Origin of the sequence: Corynebacterium epidermidicanis (genome assembly GCF_001021025.1) — a bacterium.
Lineage (GTDB): Bacteria > Actinomycetota > Actinomycetes > Mycobacteriales > Mycobacteriaceae > Corynebacterium > Corynebacterium epidermidicanis.
Map to the genome: position 1 here is coordinate 2606964 of NZ_CP011541.1, position 21314 is coordinate 2628277.

The 21314-nt window shown below is 55.6% G+C and carries 21 protein-coding genes; 8 read left to right on the forward strand and 13 right to left on the reverse strand.

Translation table 11 applies throughout. The annotated features are described in order from the left end of the window. Positions 1 to 56: 56 nt before the first annotated feature. From CEPID_RS11950 to CEPID_RS11990, 8 genes are all read right to left on the reverse strand, one after another. Entirely contained in the window at positions 57 to 1178 is a 1122-nt protein-coding gene (locus CEPID_RS11950) for an AAA family ATPase (RefSeq protein WP_047241146.1), read from the reverse strand. Beyond that, positions 1171 to 1938 carry a DUF6414 family protein gene (locus CEPID_RS13610; RefSeq protein ID WP_047241147.1) on the reverse strand — a complete coding sequence of 256 codons (768 nt, stop codon included), beginning with the start codon at positions 1936 to 1938 and terminating at the stop codon, positions 1171 to 1173. Before CEPID_RS13610 ends, CEPID_RS11950 begins: the two co-directional genes overlap by 8 nt. After that, entirely contained in the window at positions 1938 to 5132 is a 3195-nt protein-coding gene (locus CEPID_RS11960) for a type I restriction endonuclease subunit R (RefSeq protein WP_047241148.1), read from the reverse strand. Before CEPID_RS11960 ends, CEPID_RS13610 begins: the two co-directional genes overlap by 1 nt. Next, positions 5125 to 6339 carry a restriction endonuclease subunit S gene (locus tag CEPID_RS12595; protein WP_052843584.1) on the reverse strand — a complete coding sequence of 405 codons (1215 nt, stop codon included), beginning with the start codon at positions 6337 to 6339 and terminating at the stop codon, positions 5125 to 5127. Before CEPID_RS12595 ends, CEPID_RS11960 begins: the two co-directional genes overlap by 8 nt. Next, a complete protein-coding gene (locus CEPID_RS11970; RefSeq protein WP_047241149.1) occupies positions 6336 to 7943 on the reverse strand; it encodes a class I SAM-dependent DNA methyltransferase in 1608 nt (535 codons plus the stop codon). Before CEPID_RS11970 ends, CEPID_RS12595 begins: the two co-directional genes overlap by 4 nt. Positions 7944 to 7988: 45 nt before the next feature. Beyond that, positions 7989 to 9914, reverse strand: coding sequence for a hypothetical protein (locus CEPID_RS11975; RefSeq protein ID WP_047241150.1), 1926 nt, complete (start codon positions 9912 to 9914; stop codon positions 7989 to 7991). Positions 9915 to 10530: 616 nt separating this feature from the next. Continuing rightward, positions 10531 to 11124 carry a PIN domain-containing protein gene (locus tag CEPID_RS11985; protein ID WP_047241152.1) on the reverse strand — a complete coding sequence of 198 codons (594 nt, stop codon included), beginning with the start codon at positions 11122 to 11124 and terminating at the stop codon, positions 10531 to 10533. A gap of 31 nt (positions 11125 to 11155) precedes the next feature. Continuing rightward, complete coding sequence (locus CEPID_RS11990) at positions 11156 to 11608, reverse strand: helix-turn-helix domain-containing protein (RefSeq protein ID WP_236684249.1); 453 nt, start codon at positions 11606 to 11608, stop codon at positions 11156 to 11158. A 191-nt stretch (positions 11609 to 11799) separates the two neighbouring features. Between CEPID_RS11990 and CEPID_RS11995 the strand changes: the two genes are divergently transcribed. From CEPID_RS11995 to CEPID_RS12005, 3 genes are all read left to right on the forward strand, one after another. Beyond that, positions 11800 to 12261 (forward strand): S-ribosylhomocysteine lyase, encoded by a 462-nt coding sequence (locus CEPID_RS11995; RefSeq protein WP_047241154.1) that lies wholly within the window; start codon positions 11800 to 11802, stop codon positions 12259 to 12261. Continuing rightward, positions 12258 to 12941 carry a 5'-methylthioadenosine/S-adenosylhomocysteine nucleosidase gene (gene mtnN / locus CEPID_RS12000; RefSeq protein ID WP_047241155.1) on the forward strand — a complete coding sequence of 228 codons (684 nt, stop codon included), beginning with the start codon at positions 12258 to 12260 and terminating at the stop codon, positions 12939 to 12941. The genes CEPID_RS11995 and mtnN overlap by 4 nt, the downstream gene beginning before the upstream one ends. Positions 12942 to 13154: 213 nt before the next feature. Continuing rightward, the gene (locus CEPID_RS12005; protein WP_047241156.1) at positions 13155 to 13475 is read left to right on the forward strand and encodes a DUF2853 family protein; all 321 of its coding nucleotides are present in this window, start codon (positions 13155 to 13157) and stop codon (positions 13473 to 13475) included. A gap of 406 nt (positions 13476 to 13881) precedes the next feature. Here CEPID_RS12005 and CEPID_RS12010 read toward each other — a convergent pair whose 3' ends face one another. The 4 genes from CEPID_RS12010 to thiE form a co-directional block, all read right to left on the reverse strand. Further along, positions 13882 to 14067, reverse strand: a complete 186-nt coding sequence (locus CEPID_RS12010) for a hypothetical protein (protein ID WP_047241157.1) — start codon at positions 14065 to 14067, stop codon at positions 13882 to 13884. A 167-nt stretch (positions 14068 to 14234) separates the two neighbouring features. Continuing rightward, positions 14235 to 14801 carry a YdhK family protein gene (locus tag CEPID_RS12015; RefSeq protein WP_047241158.1) on the reverse strand — a complete coding sequence of 189 codons (567 nt, stop codon included), beginning with the start codon at positions 14799 to 14801 and terminating at the stop codon, positions 14235 to 14237. A gap of 5 nt (positions 14802 to 14806) precedes the next feature. Then, positions 14807 to 15997, reverse strand: coding sequence for a PepSY-associated TM helix domain-containing protein (locus CEPID_RS12020; protein ID WP_083984537.1), 1191 nt, complete (start codon positions 15995 to 15997; stop codon positions 14807 to 14809). Between the two features lie 112 nt (positions 15998 to 16109). Further along, positions 16110 to 16778: a thiamine phosphate synthase gene (thiE, locus tag CEPID_RS12025; RefSeq protein ID WP_047241159.1), complete on the reverse strand. Its 669-nt coding sequence runs from the start codon at positions 16776 to 16778 to the stop codon at positions 16110 to 16112. Positions 16779 to 16893: 115 nt separating this feature from the next. On the opposite strand from thiE, the gene thiO reads away from it, so the two are divergent. The 5 genes from thiO to CEPID_RS12050 all read left to right on the forward strand — a co-directional run bounded on the left by thiO (position 16894) and on the right by CEPID_RS12050 (position 20805). After that, on the forward strand, positions 16894 to 17976 hold the full coding sequence (gene thiO, locus CEPID_RS12030; protein ID WP_047241160.1) for a glycine oxidase ThiO: 1083 nt from the start codon (positions 16894 to 16896) through the stop codon (positions 17974 to 17976). Positions 17977 to 18105: 129 nt separating this feature from the next. Beyond that, complete coding sequence (gene thiS, locus CEPID_RS12035; protein WP_047241161.1) at positions 18106 to 18297, forward strand: sulfur carrier protein ThiS; 192 nt, start codon at positions 18106 to 18108, stop codon at positions 18295 to 18297. 44 nt (positions 18298 to 18341) lie between these two features. Continuing rightward, positions 18342 to 19061 (forward strand): thiazole synthase, encoded by a 720-nt coding sequence (locus CEPID_RS12040; RefSeq protein WP_083984538.1) that lies wholly within the window; start codon positions 18342 to 18344, stop codon positions 19059 to 19061. Further along, complete coding sequence (gene moeB / locus CEPID_RS12045; protein WP_047241163.1) at positions 19054 to 20082, forward strand: molybdopterin-synthase adenylyltransferase MoeB; 1029 nt, start codon at positions 19054 to 19056, stop codon at positions 20080 to 20082. The genes CEPID_RS12040 and moeB overlap by 8 nt, the downstream gene beginning before the upstream one ends. Before the next feature lie 27 nt (positions 20083 to 20109). Beyond that, complete coding sequence (locus CEPID_RS12050) at positions 20110 to 20805, forward strand: hypothetical protein (protein ID WP_047241164.1); 696 nt, start codon at positions 20110 to 20112, stop codon at positions 20803 to 20805. Here CEPID_RS12050 and CEPID_RS12055 read toward each other — a convergent pair. Then, complete coding sequence (locus CEPID_RS12055; RefSeq protein ID WP_052843587.1) at positions 20792 to 21310, reverse strand: VanZ family protein; 519 nt, start codon at positions 21308 to 21310, stop codon at positions 20792 to 20794. The genes CEPID_RS12050 and CEPID_RS12055 overlap by 14 nt on opposite strands. Between the last annotated feature and the right edge of the window lie 4 nt (positions 21311 to 21314).

Below are 21314 nucleotides of genomic sequence, written 5' to 3' on the forward strand. Positions count from 1 at the left end.
GAATCCGCCCGGCCTGGCACCAGCAGCACCGAGCTTTATCTCCCAAAATCCGCGTCCTATGAGTTGATTAACAAGTCTCGCACCAACGCCAACTCAAATACCTCATCCACATAGTGCTTTAGTTGTCTGATATTGCCAGTGCCCCAGTCTGAGGTCGACAGCTTAGTTCGAACCTGCGCCCCATCGACAACCTCCCTCTCTGCCACACTGAGCTTCTGATATGCATCGGAAATGATTCGATCCACCACTTCAACAATTTGTTGTTTGTTCAAGTGATCAAACTTTATAAATCGGTCGAAACGAGAATAAATTGGGTCACCCAGCCCACTTTTAATCTCATCTAGGGTTTGAAAGTTTGCCGTACAAATAATGACTCCGGATTTCAATTCGATCTCATAATTTCGGTCTCGGAAACTACCCTCGTCAAACAATTCATAGAATGCTGAGTAGAAGACGGGATTGCACTTGTCAAATTCATCAAGAAGAATTACTTCAGCATCTCGCTCGGCTAAGTCGCGGGCAAATGATGCGTCTGAATGGTTTCCCCCAAATATGTAAGAAAAAAAATGTTCGGAATGCAGCATAGAAAACTGTTTCCGCAGCAGGCCACCAGAAATGGCATTTCCAATTATTTGTGCGGCTTGTGTTTTACCAACTCCAGAAGGACCGTAAAACATAAGTACAACTGGCCGATTTCGATCAGCTTTAGTCATTGAGTAAAGTCCAGAAAGAATTGATTCAATTGCTTTTCCCTGCCCGATAAGCTGAGCATGAAGCGAAACATTCAAGTCGACTAAGCCCTGCTTGCTCAGAACAAAGGGTTTCTGCCTAAGCACTTTGACATCCGACAAGCCTTTAAGCTGGTGAATTACGCGGGCTGGCGGATTATGAATATGAACACTGCGCCAGATACACCGATTCAACAATCCCAAGAAGTTGGAAACTGAACTATCGGAAAGAGTTGCAAAATCAGCCGATGCCACCAGAATGTTTTCAAAGTGAGGCGGATCCGGAATCTCAATTGTTTGCCCCTGAGCAACATGAGTCGTTACATTATTTAATACTTCGATTTGTCGGATAACTTCTACAATGTCAGAACTGGCACCATCTATTTGTTCGACGTGCTCTTCAAAAAAGTGAACGTCTCCTAGATACACGGTGATTTCAGAATTAGTCACCGCAGATCACCCCTGCAAGAATTACGTCATATACTTCCAACTCATCAATTTTTTCCTTTTCCCCATGTTCAAGAATGAGATTTGCCGAGAATTCACTGGTAGCCTGAACTCCAAATTCATCACTCAAACTTTCCAATGTCGCATGACCCACCTTGATGCAATCAAACATCAGATCCATCCTGCACAGATCGTTCAATCCGTAATTATTCCTAAATGCCTTTAGATTAAAGCGAAGCACCCTCTTACCGCCAGAATCATCTGAAGCAATTAGTTCGTAATAGCCCTTCGCTTGAGTCAGGGCTTCATCCAGCTTCGCAAGATCAATGCCTGTCTCGGCGGTGTTAGCGATGACCATAAATGGGGTGAACATTTTTACGTGGGCCATAGACCCTTCTACGGGCGTTAGCTTCACATGGCCAATTGACTCAATGAATTTCTTTTTGGTTGAAATCTTGTCTAGGTAATCCGTAAGGATTGTATTTGATAGTGACTTCTCAATAATTTTGCTTCCCGTTTTCGAGCCTGAGGCACTTCCCGAGACTTCCGCTTTCGCTCCCAAAAAGGAGAACCAACCATATTTTGCTGCAAAACTGGCTGAAATCTTTCCCTCGGCTTCTTTGGCTAGCCTTTCCGCTTCAGTATCAGTGACCTTCTCTCGTCCACCAGCATCTAAATCCACTAGATCAGAGGCTGAGTCTTCATCAAAATAAACAACTTTCACGTAGTTTGGTTTAGATTGCTTTCGATCGTCCTCGACCATCACTTCTGATCCTTTCCATGATCACTCGCATACCTCGGAGCGAACTTTTCCATTTGTTCATAAACCAGCTGAGTTGCTTCTTTTTGCCGGTTAGGCGGATAGCCATACTTACGCAACAGCAACTTGATGGTGCGGCGCAGCTTCGCCTTCACGTCGTCTCGGACAGTCCAGTCGGTTCGAGTATCGCGGCGCATTGTGGACACAATCTCGCGTGCAATGTCAGCCAGGACATCATCACCCAATACATCCACCGCGGATTCATTTTTCGCGACCACGTCAAAAAAGGTCAGCTCGTCATTCGACAAAGCAGGTGTAAAATTTTCACCACGGCGCGACTCTTCAACAACTTCCTTGGAGAGTTCAACCAACTCTGCAATGACCTGTGCAGCAGTGAGCTGCTGGTTTGTGTAGCGAGTCATCACATCGCGGATGCGCTCGGAGAACAAAACACTACGGACTTCGTTGTATCCGGTTGCTTCGCGAATGCCCTGCTGCAATTTCGCTCGCAAAGCTTCGATTGCGACTTCGATGTCTGTCTTCACCGAGCCCGGATTCAGACCCTCAACTGCAAGTTCCTGAAGATTCGGAATATCTCGCCCGATCTCGCCATAGATGTCAATTACGGACATACTCTCCGCGGAATCGACCACCAGTTGGCCCAAAACTCGCCGAGCAGCGTCCGAGATAGGCTCGCCACGGCTCGCTCGGTCCGCAGCCTCCATCTTGATCAGCCATTGACGCACTTCAAGGTAGAATTTCACGTCTGGGCGAATTGCTTCCGCGTCTTCAGCAGACACTGCCACCGCCCAGGCACGAGCCAAGGCAGAAGTTAGTTCCCGGAATCGCTTTGCCACCGGCCGAGCCATTGCATCTTCGGGATCGACATTGCCCGGTGTGCGCGGAGAACGTAGAAATCCCACTACCTTTGAAATCGCACCCCGGATGTCACCAGATTCGACCAATGGGCGCCAATTAACTGCAACCAACCCGTCGATCTGAAGCACGAATCCTTTGGCGATCTCAAGCGTCTCGGAGGCGTGCTGCCCAATAACCTTTTGCCCAGTCTCTTCAGACGAAACGGTGAATTCGTCCAGGGCTGCTCGCAGGTTTTCAGTCAACGGTGCATAAGCGATAAGTAAGCCGTCTGGTTTGTCACGGAACGTACGATTCACTCGAGCCAAGGTCTGCATCAACAATGCGCCCTTCAGCGAGCGGTCGAGGAACATCGTATGCAGTGGGGGAGCGTCGAAGCCGGTAAGCATCATGTCTTTGACGATGATGATCTCCAGCTCATCGTCTGGATTCTTTACACGTTCCTTGACAGCCTTAATGGCACTTGGTCGCCGCATGTGCTTCTTGATCTCAGCCGAGTCCGACGGGTTGGCAGTGTAAACCACCTTGACCTTGCCCTTGTCGTCAGCATCGTTGTGCCATTCAGGGCGGCGCTCAATGATTTTCTCGTAAATGCGGGCGGCGATGCTGCGTGTCGAAGTCACAATCATTGCTTTACCTGGACATCCGATGAAGTCCTGCATTACTTCGCGACGGTCATCCCACCGGAGCAAAAGGTCGTCCACAAGGGTATTCAGGCGGTCTTCGCTGCCGTAAAGCGCTTCAAGTTTGGCCGTAGAGCGTTGGATTTGAGCACGCTCCGCCTCGCTGAGCCCCTCCATTGCTTCCTCAGCAGTGTCATCGATGTAATCATCAGTGATTCCTTGGACACGTGCGAGTGGTACGAGGCGTGGTTCGAAGTACACAGGAACCGTGGCGCCATCGTCTACCGCACGCTTGAGGTCGTAAACATCGATTTCGTCGCCGAACACTTGGCGAGTATCGCGATCATACTCAGCGATAGGTGTGCCTGTGAAAGCGATCATCGTGGCATGGGGCAGTGCGCTGCGCAGATGCGCTGCATAACCATCATTGTCGATGTCGCCAAACCCGTAGTGGGAACGATGAGCTTCATCAGCGATCACGATAATGTTGCGGCGCTCGGACAGTACTGGATGAGAATCACCCTTCTCGCGTTCATCCTTCGTCAGCCCGAACTTCTGCAAGGTGGTGAAGTAGATGCCACCGGAAGTTCTGGCAGCTAACGCGGTGCGCAAGTCGGATCGAGATTCCACTTGGCTCGGCTTTTCCGGCAGCAGGGTAGAAGCTTGAAAAGTACTGAACAGCTGGCCATCAAGCTCTGTACGGTCATTAATCACGATGATCGTGGGGCTTTCCAGCTCTGGCGACCGCATAACCTTGGCGGCGTACATCTCCATTTCCATGGACTTGCCAGAGCCCTGGGTGTGCCAAACGACACCAGCTCGGCGATCGCTACGCACAGCCTGGATAGTGCTGCCTACGGCCTTCGTCACCGCAAAGTACTGGTGTGGCTTTGCGACGCGCATAAACAGGCCTTCTTCGGTGTCGTCGAAGGCAGTATATTCGCGGAGAAGCTGGAGGAATCGCTCGGCGTTAAATACGCCCCACAAAAGGTGGTCGAGCGGGAGTTGCGCATTCCCCTCCTCATCCACGACATCCAGAGCAATTGGCTTACCGTCATCATCGACGTTCCACGGCGCCATATGATTCCACGGTGTGAATGGGGTGCCGTAGCGGGCATCAATACCGTCGCTGGCCACAACAATGTTGGCAAACCGGAACGCCATCGGGAATTCTTTAACATAGGTTTGTAGCTGGTTAAAGGCCTCCTCAGCCGTAGACTTCCCGGCAGGCTTCTTCAGCTCGATAATCGCCACAGGCAGGCCATTCACATAGCAAACGACGTCGAAACGCCGTTCGTACTCGATGTTGCGGATCGTGACCTGATTGACGGCGTGGTAGGTATTTTTGTCCGACTCCGCTGACAAGAAGTAGATGGTGGGGTTTTGTGGTTGCCCGTCCAAATCGTAGTAGGTGATGCCACGGTAGCCCTCCACCAGGATCTCGTGCACGCGCTGGTTTTCCGCAATTGGGTGCTGGGACTTCGGAGTGAGCAATTCACCAATGGCTTGCTGTAGGAATTCCTCGGGAACACCCGGATTGAGTTCACGAACAGCCTCATCGAGAGTGCTGCGCAGGACAATTTCATTCCAGCTCTGTCGCTCGCCCGAACCCGGCGCGACATCCTTGCCGGGCCGGTAGGCCCACTCTTCGCCAAGCTTTTCCAGGGTCAGCTGTTCCAGCATGTCTTCGTTAAACATCGCCGGCTCCTTCCGCATGCTTTTCGACGCCCATAGCCAGAACCTCTTCGTTCGCTTCCGCAACCGTGATCTTGCCATTCATCAGCAAAGGCAAGAGTTCATCCCGGGTGCGGGCGAGGGTTTGGTATTCCTTTGAAAGCGCAGAGAACTTCTCTAATAGTGGGCTCGTAAGGTTCCCGAACTCATGAATGGCTTCAGCTGATGGCCAACGGACCGGGAACTGCTTGACGAACTCCGCGGTTACTCTTTGTCGTCCTGAAGTACCGACCATGTTGAGTTGGGCTTCCGATCGGAAGACCTCACTCGAAGCAAAACACAAAGGTACTGCCCGAGGGGTGCCTTCCTTAGGACGAAAAACAATGAACTCCGTTGACCCAAGACCAACTTCTCCCTCCTTGAGAAAATCTACGTAGCCCAGTTTTCCGTTCTCAAAGCATGGTGTAATCCTGCCCAGCAGCGTATCTCCATTTATAAACTTCGATCCTGACCTGGGCTCTTTCACCTCCCATCTGCTCGGAAGGTGACCGTCTTCCGGAAGATTCTTCATGTCGAGGAACGGTAATCCAACTCCTGCCGGCAGTGGAGTCCGCGGGTTCACATCGATGACATCGCCCACCAGAATCTCGGTCGAAGAGCTACATTGAGCCTTTTGCCACAAAACCTTGATGAAATCAAGACCCAACTGCATAACCCGCTGGTTTGCTGCGATCTTGTCGTCAAGGGCACCAAGGACATCGGCAATCTTGTGCTGCGTTTGTAGATCAAAATCGGGCACCAAAAATCTACCGAAATCAGATTTGTTCAGGATCGGAGAAGCCGAACCTCCAGCGATGTCCTTGAGTTGAGCCGAGCCATTCAAAATGGCGTAATACAAGTACCGAGATTGCGCCTTGCCTGGTACTGCAGTAACACTGTTGATCTGTTGATTCGTCATCACCTGATTCTTGACGAAACCAGTCTTTCCAAGCGTGGATCCAATGCATGTAACGCACGTGGAATTTGCAGGAACAAGCCGGCCCTTTAGGCTAGTCAATGCCGGAGAGGATACGACGCGTTCAGTATCGAAAATTTGGTCTTTGTGAGCGAAGTCAGAAGGAGTAACGAATGGAATGCCTTCGTTGCCATCAGCAGGCCGAAGAAACTGCGTCGGTGTTGAACCGGTTCGGATGTCGGCAATTCTGGCAATCTCTACAAACGGAAGGCTCACTTCAACCTCTCCAACTGTTCACGCACGACTGCGTCCAGTCGAGCAGATTCGTCCAACGCTGCGGTGAGTTCCAAAGTGAGCCGCGCAATTTTCTCGTCGATAGGTTCGCCGTCGTCTTCAACTTCTGCCATACCAACATAGCGACCTGGCGTCAGCGCGTAGCCTGCCTCCCGAATCTCTTCGATGGATGCTGACTTACAGAAGCCAGCCACATCTTCATATTCGCCTTCAGCGGATGCGCGTCCGCGCCAGGTTCGGAAAGTGTTCGCAATTCGTTGAATGTCCTCATCGCTGAACGCGCGTTCCGTTCGGTCAATCATGTGGCCGAGCTGACGGGCGTCGATAAGCAGCACCTCACCGCGCCGATCCACGCTGCCGCTCTGGCCCGCCGTCTTATCCTTGGCGAAGAACCACACGCAGACCGGGATCGCCACCGAACGGAACAGCTGCCCCGGCATCGCGATGACACACGACACCACATCGTCTTCCACCATGTTCTTGCGAATTTCACCCTCGCCGCCGCTTTGGGACGTCATGGTGCCATTCGCCATCACCACGCCAGCCTCGCCGTGTGGCTTCAACTTGGACACGATGTGTTGCATCCAGGCGAAGTTTGCATTTCGCGCAGGGGGCACGCCATACTTCCAGCGCGTGTCTTCCTCGTTACGGATCCAGTCCTTGATGTTGAACGGCGGGTTAGCCAAGATGTAATCCATCTGGGTGCCAGCGTGAATATCACGAGCGAAGGTGTCACCCCAGCGCTCACCGAGACCAGCAGCGCTAATTGCGTGGATGGCCAAGTTCATCTTGGCCATCCGCCAAGTGCGCTCGTTAAGCTCCTGGCCATAGACCGCGATCGCACTGCGATCCCGCTTCGTGGCCTCCAGGAACTTCTCTGCCTGCATAAACATGCCACCCGAACCACAACAAGGGTCGTACACGCGCCCTTCAGTAGGTTCCAGGATTTCTACCAAGGTTCGAACCACTGGCTGTGGCGTGTAGAACTCGCCGCCCCGTTTACCCTCCGCCTTGGCGAACTTATCCAGGAAGTACTCGTAGACCTCACCGAGCAGGTCCCGAGCCTTCTTCTCCTTGGTAGTAGCGAAGTAAGTGGAACTAAACAGGTCCACAAGTTCACCGAGGCGACGCTGATCAATGTTGTCACGCCCGTAAATCTGGGGGAGTGTACCCAACAGCGACTCATTGTCAGTCATGAGTTGGACCATTGCTTCGTCGATAAGCTTGCCAATGGACTTGTGCTTACCTTCTACTTCTTTGCCTTTGGAGTTCTTTTGTAGGAACTCCCAGCGGGCGTTGGAGGCAACCCAGAAGACGTTTTCGCTGGTGTAGGCATCAACGTCTGCGAGGTCTTCCTGGATGACATCCTCTGGATATTCTTGTGCTTCGAGTTCTGCGCGAATGTCCTTTTGACGCTCTTCAAATGAGTCCGACACGTACTTAAGGAACACCAACCCCAGCACCACATCCTTGTATTGGGATGCATCCATGGAACCGCGCAATTTGTCGGCAGACTTCCATAGCGTGTCCTTGATTTCCTTCATAGTGGAAGGGACTTTGATCTCTTCCTTCTTGGTTCTTGCCATTACTTTCTCCTTGTTAGTTTTGTTTGGCTTATCATTAACTTGGTTTTAGCCAGGTGCGCCCCGGATTGTTCCAGTGAGCATTGCTTCCCCTAGTTCATTGTGGAAGCTGTTGAGGTCTCGAAGTTGCTGTTCCATTTGCGCTTTTCGGCGATTGATTTCTCTCGTCATCTCAGCGAAAGCATCTGCTTGATCGCGTGGCAGAACCGGAACGAGCCACAGATGTTTATCCTTCACCCCAGCCCGATTAATCTCTTCAACAAGCAATTCCGGCACTGCAACGATTGGCAATAAATCCTTGCTGCGACCTCGAGTTTTCTTGCACCTGATGATGAATGCTGGAGCTTCAACGACCTTTCCGCCCTCGAAATCCACCAATGCCTTCACCTTGGTTGTCGTGAGTACGATGACATCGCCAGGCTCAGTAAGGTGGTAGCTGGTGAGCTTAAAGCTCAGTTCGAAAAGTTGAGTTTTGCGCTCTCCAATTTCACCTATCCCGAGAAGCTCATTGGCACCAACGACTACGATCGTGCCGTCTGGATTCGTCGTGTCCACCGGTTCAAGCTTGGACCCCGACAGCACCCTGACAATCTTGTCATTGCCCTTGCTCGCTTTTTCCCAGGGAATCACGCTTCGTTTGCGCATTTCATAGGGATTTACATCCTGCTTAAACGGGAATTCTGCGATGCCAATCTCCATGGCTTGCCGACGTAGATCTGCAATCGAAGCGACCGGCACGTCAGTGCTCGTTGGAGTAAGAGCAGGCCGAAGGGTATCACGCTGGCGCACCAAATTTTCCGGGACAACTTTTGCGCGAAGGTATGGATGCAGTTGTACCGGAACCTCGGTATTCAGAGCAGCCAACACATCAGCAATCACCTTGTGGGATTCACTCGATCCCAACTGGAGTCCCGTGTGATCAGCTAAAACAACAGCTCCTTGCTCCTTGGTATCGCGACGCGGAAGTCGCAACGCCCACAGTGCCAGTTGGCGCCGCCCAAGTCTTAACGACCACCCATGCGGAAGCAGTGCGCTATAGCGCAATTGGGTGTTGAAGTGCTCACCCGAGCCGAACAGTAAATTCTTGCGCATAATGACGATCTGCGGATCCTCTTCATGGATCAGCAGCTCAGCAGGTGCCACAACAAGCGCAACCCCAGTGTGATCCAAACCGAGGAGCACATTCTCCAGCTGTTCGAAAAACTCCTGCGCATCCTCCCGCTTGGCCGAGATCCACTGGGCGTAGATCAACGCAGAAGGGGAGAATTCATCGGTTATCCCCTCAACTGTGTGACCATGTGCCGCAGCGCAATAGGCCGGTTTGCCAGGATCAGTGAAATAGATGGTCGTCTTGTCGGAGTGAGAGGTCGTCGCGAGCGCGACGAGCCCATCAGAACCAGGTCCCCACGCAACGACCTCGGCACTTTGATGCGTCTTGATAACCTCACTGAGAATGGCGGCGACAAACTCTTCTGGTTCACTTTGAAGAGATTCGTTCGACTGAATGCTTCGAACTAAATGATCAAGTACATTCTCCGCGGTATAGGCGGCCTCTGCGAGCCGGTTTGCAGTTTCAACGGCACCGTCCGTGTTGCCCGCAAATACCTCTTCCGGCACAAATGGATCAGCAAAAAGCTGGTCCCGGACCTGCTCAGTGGTCACTTCCTCGCCGGTGCGAGAATGGGCAAGTAGTGCGGCCCACACCTTGGAATCTGACTGAGCCTCGACAAACAACTCGCTATAGAAAGGAGCATCTTCAACAGCCTCGATATTCTTGCCGTGCCCGGTGTCGACCAGCCATCGTGCCACCTCGAGCACATCAAACACGGGTCGATCTTCACGGAAAAGCGGTTCTGGGAAAGGCGTCGCATGAGTGGCCGGATAGCGAGTCCGCCATTGACTCACAGCAGGTCGTTGCACATGAGCCAGATCAGCGATGCGTTGCATCGTGATCGTCAAATGAGTGCCAGGCATCGCGTACTCCTCTCTAGATTCGCGTGACCAATTCAGCGGATTGCTAACCTGATCAACTTTCGACATTCAGAGTAACGCGGATCCAGCGACTGCGTTTGCAATGTGTCGTTAAGGGGCCTTAACGGGGTTTACCTAGAAACGCTGTCGATTACTTTCCGACCTGCCACCCGAGTACGCCCGCACCGACCTTTGACCGCCTTCTTGTCCCAGGTTGTCATTTCCCCAGGAGTCTTCGCAGGCAATGGCATATTCGTCTCGCCAATGACGGCTCTCTTCGGTACGTCTCGCGAATCGCTGCTGACGTCGCTCAAAACGGCGAGCTGCGGCCTCATGTTTGTCCTTGGTCGAACTTTGACTCCGAGTTCGTCGAGTTTTCACCTGCTCGAGCTCAAATTTGCGATGGACTGCAGGGCAGACTCCACCTCTTTGAAGAAAATGGATTCCTAGCCGCCCCAGCTGTTCCGATACCTCGGTAAGTTTTCCGCAGTCAGGACAAGTCGCATTCCCGTTGCTAACGCGCAAAATTTCCATATTCAAACTAATAGCGAATTTGGAGCATTATAATCTAATGATTAGTTGCGAAAAATTGCCCATATGTGAACATCCTCGTTAACCACTAAGTCAATGGCAGTTCTTGAAGCCGCTTTCGAACATACTCAGCAAACTCGGGACACCCTGCATCCTGAAGTCGGCTGGCGAGGTTGAACGATATCTTCTTGTTTGAAAAATAGAAAAACTGCTGCTTGATAACCTCATCAATTGCTTCTGGAGCACTATCCCCAACCAACATCAAGAATTCATCGGCGGTATAGACCTCATAGGGACATTTGTCAGGATCTGGATAGAGTCCGACAAATCCTTTCCTGTCATCAGTAACGATAATTTGCACCCGTCCATGCAGAGCCGCACTATGTACATGTGCATCGAATCGATCGGGATAATTCACTGATCGATCAATCTCAAACCCCGAAATCCGAGTGCTTGGAGTATTTAGCAGTCGATCCCTTATCGCTTCGATCTGATGGCTGGATGTATGCGGATATTCCTTCCGCTTGTTGTACATGGCCTCTGCAATGATGTCTTCGGTCCAGTGAAATGTCCACGTGCCCAATGTTTCAGCAGCGAGCAAGCCGAGCCATGAGTGCAAAGTTGTTGAAAACCAGACATTCGCATCTGGAAGCACAGAATTTGACACCGGAACGTAGGACATAAAGTCATCCTAACCGGAATTTATCAACGAGTTAGGACTCGAGATCCATCACTTCAAACACCGATCGACGCATCTCGTCCTTACGTTGCTCCAAAAACTCAAGGACCTCGTTCGAATCGAGCCGGTGATGCGTTCCAACCATGGTCGAAGAAAGTTTCCCTTGCTTGATGTACTTCATTACCGTAGGCCGTGAAACGCCAAGCATTGTCGCCGCAGTGGTAGTAGTGATGCGTTCTGGCATCCGCGAAATACTGATAGGCCGGCCAGCAGCCACAGCATCGAGGACTTTGCCAATAACCTGGGTTACAAGATCCGGTGCATTCCGCCCGTCAGAAGCAGTGACAGTCGGACCGCTTTCACCAAGCTGTCGGCGAAAATTCGCAATCAGCTTTGCATCTTGAGCAGACAAGTTAACCCGCTCTTCTATTTGCATGGGCATGACCAAGCCTCCTTCCAAGGTTTCGATCGTTATGATCTTATTCACAACCCTAGAATGTTTCAGATATAAGTGCAACCCCATGGCGGAGTACCCCAGTAGCACATTTCGTATTTATAAAAACCCGGCATTTTTACAAATAAGACCACTCGCCAACAAGGCCTATTCCTAAAAACTCGCCCAAAACATAGTTAAGCCGACCCGAGTGCCCGTCGATAAGCCCCGCTAGACTGGCAGCCATGACAGATCGCATGAACGTAGAGTCATTCAACCTCGACCACACTAAGGTGGCGGCGCCTTACGTGCGCGTTGCCGATCGGAAGGAACTGCCGGGAGGCGACGTCCTCATCAAGTACGACGTCCGCTTCGCCCAGCCGAATGTGAGCCATCTCGACATGCCGGCGATCCATTCGCTCGAGCACCTCACCGCCGAGCTCATGCGCAACCACACCGATAAGCTCATCGACTTCTCCCCAATGGGCTGCCAAACCGGCTTCTACGCGCTCACTCTCGGCCTGGAAATGCCTGACTTCCTGCGCATTCTCGAAGCCACCCTGAACGACATCCTCGCCGCCACCGAAGTGCCCGCCGCCAATGAGGTCCAGTGTGGGTGGGGCGCGAACCACTCGCTTATCGACGCCCAATCGGCCGCCCGCGACTTCCTCTCCGTCAAAGACGAGTGGCAGCAGGTCATGGCATGATCCGTCCCAAAGTACGCGCGCTCATCCAGTGCGCGATGCCCCTCGAAGCTGCCCCATTTCTCGCTGCCCTCGGCACCGCACCCCGCGTGGAAAACATCGCTGAGCAGGAATTTTATTTCTACGAGGACTACGTGGTGGCCATCACCGGCATCGGACTGAGCAACGGCTCCGCCGGCACCGCCCGCGCACTCATGATGTGCGAGCCGGACATCGTCATCGCTGCCGGCACCACCGGCGGGCTCCACGTCAACGTGGAAGTCGGCGACATCGCCGTGGCCACCAATACCATCTACTCCATGGCGGATGCCACCGCCTTCGGCTACGAACCCGGCCAACTTCCCGGCATGCCCGTGTCCTACAATCCATCCGAAATTGCGATCGCTGAACTGCAGAAACTCGACCTCGGGCACCCCGCGCGCTTCGGCCGAGTAGTCTCCGCAGACGCCTTCGTCACCGCAGACAACGTGGAACCAATCCGCGCCCGGTTCCCCGACGCGATCGCCACCGATATGGAGACCACCGGCATGGCACAAGTCTGCTATACCGAGGGCGTGGATTGGATTTCCTTACGCGCTGTCTCGGACCTCTGCGGCCCCAAGGCCGGCCAGGACTTCCACATCGACGCTTCCCTCGCCGCCGCCCACAGCTGCGACGCGGTGTGGGCCTACCTGGGGGCCTAAGCGACGCTCTGGTGTGCCACCTCCAGCTATTACGCACAGTGTGTGACTTTTCTTTTCATAGGAACGCTCGAGCTGACCTGCGGAAACGCCCTCACCAGAGGCTAGCTGGGAATAACTCCGGTAGATGAGGCCAAATCGTGATGGGTTCCGATCAAAACAGCAAGTAGGCTGGAGTTGAAGTTATTCATCAACGAGATTTTCTAAGGAGTCCACATGTCGAAAGACTGGATCGCAGACGTAAAGAAGTACGCACCTAAGGCCGACGAAGCTGTTCTCGAGGGCATGCTGAAGACCTACCGCCTCACCCTCTCCAACGCTGACGCCGCATACGTCTCTTTCTCGGACGCCGCTGAACTCGAGACCGTCCGCAAGAACTTCCTGCAGAAGAAGCTGGGCCTCACCCAGTCTGACGCTGAGCTCGACGAAGCTATCAAGGAAATCGGCGCAAAGATGAAGGACGGCTCCAAGAACAGCCGCCTCGCCGTCTACTACTTGCTGGCCGAGAAGTTCGGCAAGCTAGACATGTTCAAGTAAACCAGCAGAACGCAAAACCCCAGTTCATCGTGAACTGGGGTTTTGCTTTGCACACCGAACGCCTTCGAATTTGCTGGGTTAAGTAAACAAAAGTGTGTCCGGTCGGTGTGTGTCACCGGCCGTGCAGGTTTGCTGCACAAGTGCTATGTCGTCGCTTCGGCGTAGTCAGACTACGTAGAACAGCGTTTTTTAATGAATAAAATCCCACAGCGGTAGTCCGACTACACCGAAGGGACGACATCGAGCGGGCTACGGCACCCAGACAACAACAAATACTGGCTTCAGGCCCACAACACTGCGGAAATCACGCAACAGAGACACACTTTTCTTTACTAAACCCAACTTGCTCACTTTCGCAAATGTTGAACAACCGCAAAGGCCAGGAAAGCACCCAAAACTAGGTAGGCTACCTGTCCTGCTTTGCGCGGTGCGAAAACACCAATGCCATGATCGCGGTCAACGCTGGCAACAGCCACAGTGGCCACACCACAGTCTCCAAAATTGCCGAAATTGCAGTAGCACCTACGATGCCAATTGCTGTGGCAATCGTGCACAGCAGCGCGGCCGTAACGAAATCAGGGTTGCGATTCATCGTCGTTTCCCCTCGCTAGCAGGCCGCTACAGCACCGGTGAGACGTCGGGAAAGTGAAACGAGCATAGACTTCTCCTCAAGTCCTCAGTGAATGTGGTTCCTAGTAAAAGGTTTTCACTTCGCTGAGGTGCCGGCAAGACGGCGAGGGGAAGTCGGTACGAAAGTTCCTACTTTGCCTTGATTTCAGATTCGGTGACCCATTTGTGGTTCTTCATCGGCATCTCGCCGGAGGTCACGTCCACCATGTAGACAGGCTCGGTGACCACGCTATCGACTGTCGCAACGGCGCCTTTCATACCCGTCATGTGGTCAGCGTTGAGGGTCACCTGATCACCAGGCTTTGCTGGCTGAGACTGGTTGAGCAGTTCCTCCTGCACCACCCACTTGTGGTCGTTGACCTGCGCGCCGCCGGTGGTCGGCGTGTACGTCACGGAGTAGGTGTGCGTGTCGTACGCTGCGACGATGGTGGCGTCCGCACCTTGCATGCCTGGCATGTGGTCAGCCTGCAACGTGACATGCTGCCCGGTCGTGAACTTAGGCGATGCTGCCTTCGTCATGCCCGCTGGGGCCGCCCCGCCATCTGCACCGTGGTTGTGGCCCTCATGGCTTACCGACGGCGCCTTGGTCGCAGTGTCAACCTTCGTCGTGGAGTCTTTTTGCGTGTTCGCGCATCCGGTCAGCCCCAGGGCGACAGTGACGAGAACAGCGGAAGCGAAACGAGCGCGGCGGTTCATGAGAATTAAGCCTTTCGTTGACGGGACAATCGACCTCTCCAGCTTAGCAGCAGCTCAACGGCAAAAAATAACAACAGGCTCCCGCCAAAGAGCGGCGCGAGCATGCTATAAGCCAGCAAGATTAGCACGCCCCACCAGCTCAGTGCCCCGCGCGCGGGCACCCAGCTACGCCCGGCGCGAATCGCCTTGAACCATAGGTAGTAACCCAGCGTAACCACCATTAGGATGCCGGCGGCCAGGAGTCCAAGGGCCAGTTCGGACCAGATGCCGAACAGGAATCCCATGTGAAGGTTGATCAGCCATTCGGTGATCTTGGCGGGCAGAGGCCAGTCGGAAAATGGGACTCGCTCCTCCACGCGCTCGGTGACGGGGTTGATCGTAACCTTGTCTAGGTCGAGACGATAGGGAGCGCGCGCCTCCTGGACAACCCAGGAGTCAGTCGGTTGAGCTCCGGGTTTCGCTTCGATGAGGCCGGTGGGGCCGTCCGCACGCGCGGCATCCATGACGCCCTGGACATCCATCACGACACCGGCCGGTACAGGTGAAGCCGCGGTGGTCGGTGCCGTCCATTGGAGTTGTTTGCGCAGCTCGCCGATATTTTCACCCGCGATGCCGGACCAGGTCAGCCCGGTGAACGTGAGGAAGAGCATTCCGGGGATCAACCACAAGCCAAGCCTGCGATGCCACACCGCACCTCGGCGTTTCGACGGGCGTGAGCGCAGCGTAAGGAGTAGGCCAGCCACCGCGATCGCACCCAACCACGAGGCTGCGAGTTCGGAGTACCAGCGGCCGGCGTCGTCAAGCCACAGGCGTCTATGTCCTTCGGATAGCCAGGCGCGCAGAGGGGAGGCGTTCGAGCTGCCGTATTGGGTCATGTCGCCTTTGATGTCAAGGTCGCCGGGATCGACGAATACCGCCTGCCGATAGGAGGAGCTGGGCAGCGACGGATCCTGAAAGAGGACGCGGGTGGTTTTGGTTGGGTCGTCGCTGCGCTGCACTCCACTCAAGGGCAGCTCAGGGTGCATTTTCCAAGCGGCCTGCACTTGTTCGTCGAGGGGTCGGGCGGGATGGTTGGACGTGGCGGTGTAGGCATCGTGGTACACCACCTCTTCAATGGTTGGGGCGAAGGCGTAGACCAAGCCGGTGAAGGTGGCTACTGCGATGAAGGGGCCGACCAGCAGGCCGGCTTTAGACATGCAGGTGTCTCGCTCGTTGGCGTGCCGCAAGTCGAGTCTTACGATCTGCTTGTGGCACCTTTCGCGTCAATGTGGGAATGCTCATAGAACACTAGTCGGTTTTCATGTTCAACTAATTCCCGTGAGTAGCCACCTTTTCCCGCAACAAACCAGCGACTTCTTCAGGGTCAGTGGCGTGCGTCAGCGCACGCACCACCACGATGCGCGAGGCGCCGGCATCCAGCACATCCGACACGGTTTCGGTGGAGATGCCACCGATAGCGAACCACGGTTTCGGGGCGGGGTGGGCGTCAATAAGCGTGGCTACCTCGCGCACCACGTCGAGGCCCACTGCCGGGCGCCCCGGCTTGGTGGGGGTGGGCCAGACTGGGCCGATGACTGCGTAGTCGAGCTCGGGGTCAGCGAGGGAGTCGGTAAATTGCGCCACCGAATTGTTAGACCGGCCCATGATTACGTCCGGGCCCAGGATCGTCCTGGCTTGGGTGGGGGAGAGGTCGCCCTGGCCTACATGGAAGACGTCGGCGCCGACGATTCGGGCGATGTCGGCGCGATCATTGACCGCGAACATGCAGCCATGTTCGGCGGCGACCTCGGCAAGCACCTCAAGCGCGCTAATCTCTGCGCGGGCCTCGATCTTCTTGTCGCGCAGCTGGATGATGTCTACCCCGCCCGCGAAGCACGCATGCAGAAATTCGCGGAGATCACCCTGCTCGGTGCGGGCATCAGTACAGAGGTACAAACGGGAAGTCTGAAGGGCATTTAGGCGTTGCGTGCGATCCATAAGTTCTATAGTAGGAGGAAACCGTGGGAGTCCTCGCGCGCTAAGGGGACTGAGAGGGCAGCGTATAATGCCGACCGTTTGACCTGATGCGGGTGATGCCGCCGGAGGGAGAGTTGTGTTAGACGTCGCTATTGTTGGGGGCGGAATAATTGGGTTGTCTACCGCGTGGGTGCTGCTTAAACGCGGATACAACGTGCAGGTCTTCGACCCAGACCCAGCCTCGCAAGCTAGTTTCGCCGCAGCTGGGATGCTCGCGCCCGTCTCGGAAGTAGTGTGGGATCAACCCGGCCTCTACCCGCTAATGCGTCGCTCCCGCGAGCTCTTCCCCGATTTCGCCGCCGCCGTAGCCGAAGAATCCGGCATGGACGTTGGCTACCTACCCTCCGAAACGCTCGTGTGCGCGGGCGACAACGCTGACCGTGTCTACCTGCGAGAACTTATCGAGCTGCAGTCCTCCATCGGCGAAGTCACCCTGCTCAGCGCTCGCGAAGCACGCGCACTGGAACCAGGCCTTGGGCCCGGGGTTGTCGGCGCCGTCCACATCCCCGGCGACCACCAAGTCGACCCCCGCAAGTTCTGCGCCGCCCTGCTGCGCATTCTCGACGACCGCGTGGTGCGCGCGAAGGTAGTGGACGCAAAGCAAGGTGCAATCACCCTCGACGACGGCACCGTGGTGACAGCGGACAAGGTGGTACTAGCAAACGGGCTCGCTGCCACAGACTTCGTAGACCTGCCGCTGCGCCCCGTACACGGCGATGTGCTGCGGTTACGGGTGCCTAAGCATGCCATGCCCCTGGTGAGCCGGACGGTCCGGGCCGTAGTTCGTGGGCGGCCCGTGTACGTCGTGCCACGCTCAGACAACCAGATCGTCCTCGGGGCTACCTCGAGGGAAGATTCGCTGTGGGGTGTGTCCGCGGAAGGCGTTCACCAGCTGCTGCGCGACGCACACCACATCGTGCCAGGTATCTGGGAATGTGAAATCGAGGAAATGACCGCCCGCGCCCGCCCCGGCTCTCCCGACGACATCCCGTTCATCGGAGAAGTATCCCCGGGGCTGATCGTGTCCACAGGTTACTTCCGGCACGGCATTTTGCTTTCCGCGATCGGCGCGGAACTCACGGCTGACGTAGTCTGTGAAAAGCCCCTCCCGACCGATTTTGCGGAGGCAGTTGATGTATTTCGATATGGAATGGAATAGGTCTCATGGCTGTCTACTATGACTACCGCGACAAGGGCATGTGGAGCACCCTTCCCGATGATGCTCCGGAAGCTGATTGGCACTCCTAGGCGCCGTTGCCTACTTCCAACTTTTCAAAAAGGAGAAGAAATGACCACCTTGAATGGCAACCCACACACCCCACCAGCGGGTCAGACGATCGCAGAGTTAGTCCAGGAAGTTACCGGCACCGATAAGGGAGTTGCTGTCGCTGTTGATGGCGCTGTAGTGCCGCGCAGCCGGTGGAAAGCCACCCCGGCAGCCGGGGAGATTGAGATCGTTACTGCAGCTCAGGGAGGTTAGTTGTGCTTCAGTTCGGCACGTTTAGTTGCAGCTCACGCCTCATCATGGGCACTGGTGGCGCCACGTCCCTAGACACGCTGGAGTCCGCCTTGGTGGAATCCGGCACCCAGCTGACGACGGTAGCGATGCGGCGCTTCGACCCCGCCACCGGAAATTCCATCTTTGAGATGTTGCGCCGTAATAACATCGCTGCTCTGCCCAACACTGCCGGTTGTTTCACTGCCCGCGAGGCGGTGCTCACCGCGGAGCTGGCGCGCGAGGCCCTGGAGACGAACCTCATCAAGCTTGAGGTGATCGCCGATGAGGATACGCTGTTGCCGGATGCCGTCGAGCTGGTCGATGCCGCCGATCAGCTGGTAGCGCGCGGATTCGAAGTCCTGGCCTACACCTCCGACGATCCGGCGTTGGCCCGCCGTCTCGAGGAGCTGGGTTGCGTCGCCGTCATGCCAGCCGGCGCTCCGATCGGCACGGGGCTCGGGATCCTCAACCCCCACAACATCGAGCTGATCGTGGAGCGCGCCCGCGTGCCGATCATCCTGGATGCCGGGATCGGCACCGCTTCAGATGCGGCACTCGCCATGGAATTGGGCTGCGATGGCGTGCTCCTGGCCTCAGCGGTGACCCGAGCACATAACGCCGTGCAGATGGCCCGGGCCATGAGGCTTGCAGTGGAGGCCGGTTACCTTGCGCGGGAGGCCGGGCGGATTCCACGTCGTACGCTCGCGCAGGCCAGCTCGAGCTTTGACGGGCTAATCGATGGATAGTCAACAGCTGGGCCGCTATGCCCGCCATCTCACCCTGCCCGGCATCGGGGTCGACGGCCAAGAAAAACTGCTCCAAGCAAAAGTGCTAGTCATCGGCGCTGGTGGCTTAGGCTCTCCGGTGCTGAATTACCTGGCGGCCGCTGGAGTCGGGCACATCACTGTGCTAGACGACGACATCGTAGAGCTATCCAACCTGCAGCGCCAAACAATTCACTCGGAGGCCAGCATAGGGGAGCTGAAAGTCGAGTCTGCGCGGCGGGCGTTGGGGCAGCTGAACTCGTCGATAAGCGTGCGGGCGGTGGGGGAGCGGCTGACCACGGACAATGCGCTAGAGCTGTTTCGCGAGCACGACCTGGTGATTGACGGGGCGGATAATTTTGCGACTCGTTACCTGTCCAACGATGCCGCCGAGCTCACCGGCACCCCACTGGTGTGGGGCACAATCATGCAGTTCAGCGGGCAAGTGTCGGTGTTCGATCCCGCGCGCGGGCCGATGCTACGCGATCTTTTCCCCGACCTGCCCGATGCCGATTCCGTGCCGAGCTGCGCGATCGGCGGGGTGTTGGGCGCGCTGGCTGGCCAGGTCGGCTCGATCATGGTGATCGAGGCCATCAAGCTGCTCACCGGGGCCGGCCAGCCCCTGATCGGGCGCCTGCTGCTTATCGACGCCCTCCAGGCCACCACCCGGACCCTGGAATTTACGCGCGATCCGGATCGCGCGCCGGTGACCTCACTGGCAGCGCTGGAGAATGTGTGCGCGGTCGTGCCGGTGGTCGATGAGCCTATCGGGATGCTCGTGGATGTGCGCACACCGGAGGAATTCGCCGCTGGCAGCATCCCTGGCGCGATCAACGTGCCGCTGGACACGCTGGATTCGTGGGAAGCTCCGGAAGGTCCGGTGACGTTTTCCTGCAAGTCGGGCGTGCGATCTGCGGAGGCGGTGCGTCGCGTGGGCGGGGCGGAACGCTACAGCCTGCGGGGCGGATACGACAAGTGGGTTGCTGAGTTAACCCAGCGCTGAAGCTCAGTCTAAGATACGCTCAAACGCGTGAAACGTATTCGGAGGCTGGCGATGGCGCTAAGCGCTGCGTTGGCTATGTCCTCGGCGTGGGTGGCCCCGGCGTCTGCTCTGAGTAGCGATGACCTACTCTCCAGCGTTGGGGGATACGTTGGTTTGAGTTCGGACCTACACATCCCGGTGCTGGCCACCACGCCACACGGACAGGAACTCGTGACAGTGGGCTCCACCCCGTTTCTGGGCCCGACGATTTTTGCCGCCGACCGAGCGGCAACTGACTATCAGCTCGTTCTCTATCAAGATATGAGCTTGCACCTCGAACCCAGGAACTCGATGGGTGGGGTGGTAAAACTCGCGGAGGGTTTCGACGCTGACGTGCCACGGGAATCTTCCACCGGAGGAGTTGACGTGCCGTATGGTTACTACATTGACGAGCTTCACCCCAATCCCGGCTTTCATGATTACTGCACCTCAGCGCCCAATTACTTCACTACCCCGGGGCTGAACGCGGACTTCCGTGGGGCGTGCGCGCGCCACGACATGTGCATGGAGGACAGCCTCGTGCTCGGCCTCGGGGTTGCCGGCTGCAACTTGGACCTGTGGGACGATATGACCCGGGTCTGCATGAATGTCTATAAAGATGATGAGAACTACCGGGAGCCGTGCCTTGAGACCGCCGACGTGTATTTCACCGCCGTGACCTTGGCTAATATCAAGAAGTTTTAGCCAGGATCATTTCTCGCGAACCGAAACCTAACAGGCTGAGCAACAGCATCGAGATCAAAAAGGTCGCTAGCACGACCCAACGTTTGGACAGCTGCCACCGGTCCAGCGCCGCACAGCCAATCCAAGCTCCGAAGGTGTTCAGGATGACATCATCGACATCGGTAAACCCGAGGGCGAAGAAGTATTGAAGCACCTCGATGAGCAAGCTGATGTTCAAGCAAGTGAGGACGACGCGGCGTCGAAAAGCGCGCCCCGGCCACCACATCGCGAGCAACATCCCCATCGGGATGAATAGGCCGACGTTTGCGATGGCATTCGTGACGGAACCCCACCAGGGAGTGGTGGTGAAGAAGTCGCCGAACGGGATCAGCTCCAGGCGTCGCACGTGATGCGCCTGTGGGTTCCACAAACCCGCAATGACCAGGTGCGATTTCCCGAGCGTCACAGCAGCCAATAGGCAGCTATACACGCCTAGGACGAACGCCACTACATTGCGATGTTTCACGTGA

Bases quoted from the DNA above. Each gene is read 5' to 3' on its own strand.
- CEPID_RS11970 (WP_047241149.1), bottom strand. From the start codon at position 7,943: ATGGCAAGAACCAAGAAGGAAGAGATCAAAGTCCCTTCCACTATGAAG.
- CEPID_RS12010 (WP_047241157.1), bottom strand. From the start codon at position 14,067: ATGAATCGCAACCCTGATTTCGTTACGGCCGCGCTGCTGTGCACGATT.
- CEPID_RS12005 (WP_047241156.1), top strand. From the start codon at position 13,155: ATGTCGAAAGACTGGATCGCAGACGTAAAGAAGTACGCACCTAAGGCC.
- CEPID_RS11995 (WP_047241154.1), top strand. From the start codon at position 11,800: ATGACAGATCGCATGAACGTAGAGTCATTCAACCTCGACCACACTAAG.
- CEPID_RS13610 (WP_047241147.1), bottom strand. From the start codon at position 1,938: ATGGTCGAGGACGATCGAAAGCAATCTAAACCAAACTACGTGAAAGTT.
- thiS (WP_047241161.1), top strand. From the start codon at position 18,106: ATGACCACCTTGAATGGCAACCCACACACCCCACCAGCGGGTCAGACG.
- thiE (WP_047241159.1), bottom strand. From the start codon at position 16,778: ATGGATCGCACGCAACGCCTAAATGCCCTTCAGACTTCCCGTTTGTAC.
- CEPID_RS12020 (WP_083984537.1), bottom strand. From the start codon at position 15,997: ATGTCTAAAGCCGGCCTGCTGGTCGGCCCCTTCATCGCAGTAGCCACC.
- CEPID_RS11975 (WP_047241150.1), bottom strand. From the start codon at position 9,914: ATGCCTGGCACTCATTTGACGATCACGATGCAACGCATCGCTGATCTG.
- CEPID_RS11960 (WP_047241148.1), bottom strand. From the start codon at position 5,132: ATGTTTAACGAAGACATGCTGGAACAGCTGACCCTGGAAAAGCTTGGC.
- CEPID_RS11985 (WP_047241152.1), bottom strand. From the start codon at position 11,124: ATGTCCTACGTTCCGGTGTCAAATTCTGTGCTTCCAGATGCGAATGTC.
- mtnN (WP_047241155.1), top strand. From the start codon at position 12,258: ATGATCCGTCCCAAAGTACGCGCGCTCATCCAGTGCGCGATGCCCCTC.
- CEPID_RS12015 (WP_047241158.1), bottom strand. From the start codon at position 14,801: ATGAACCGCCGCGCTCGTTTCGCTTCCGCTGTTCTCGTCACTGTCGCC.
- moeB (WP_047241163.1), top strand. From the start codon at position 19,054: ATGGATAGTCAACAGCTGGGCCGCTATGCCCGCCATCTCACCCTGCCC.
- CEPID_RS12040 (WP_083984538.1), top strand. From the start codon at position 18,342: ATGGGCACTGGTGGCGCCACGTCCCTAGACACGCTGGAGTCCGCCTTG.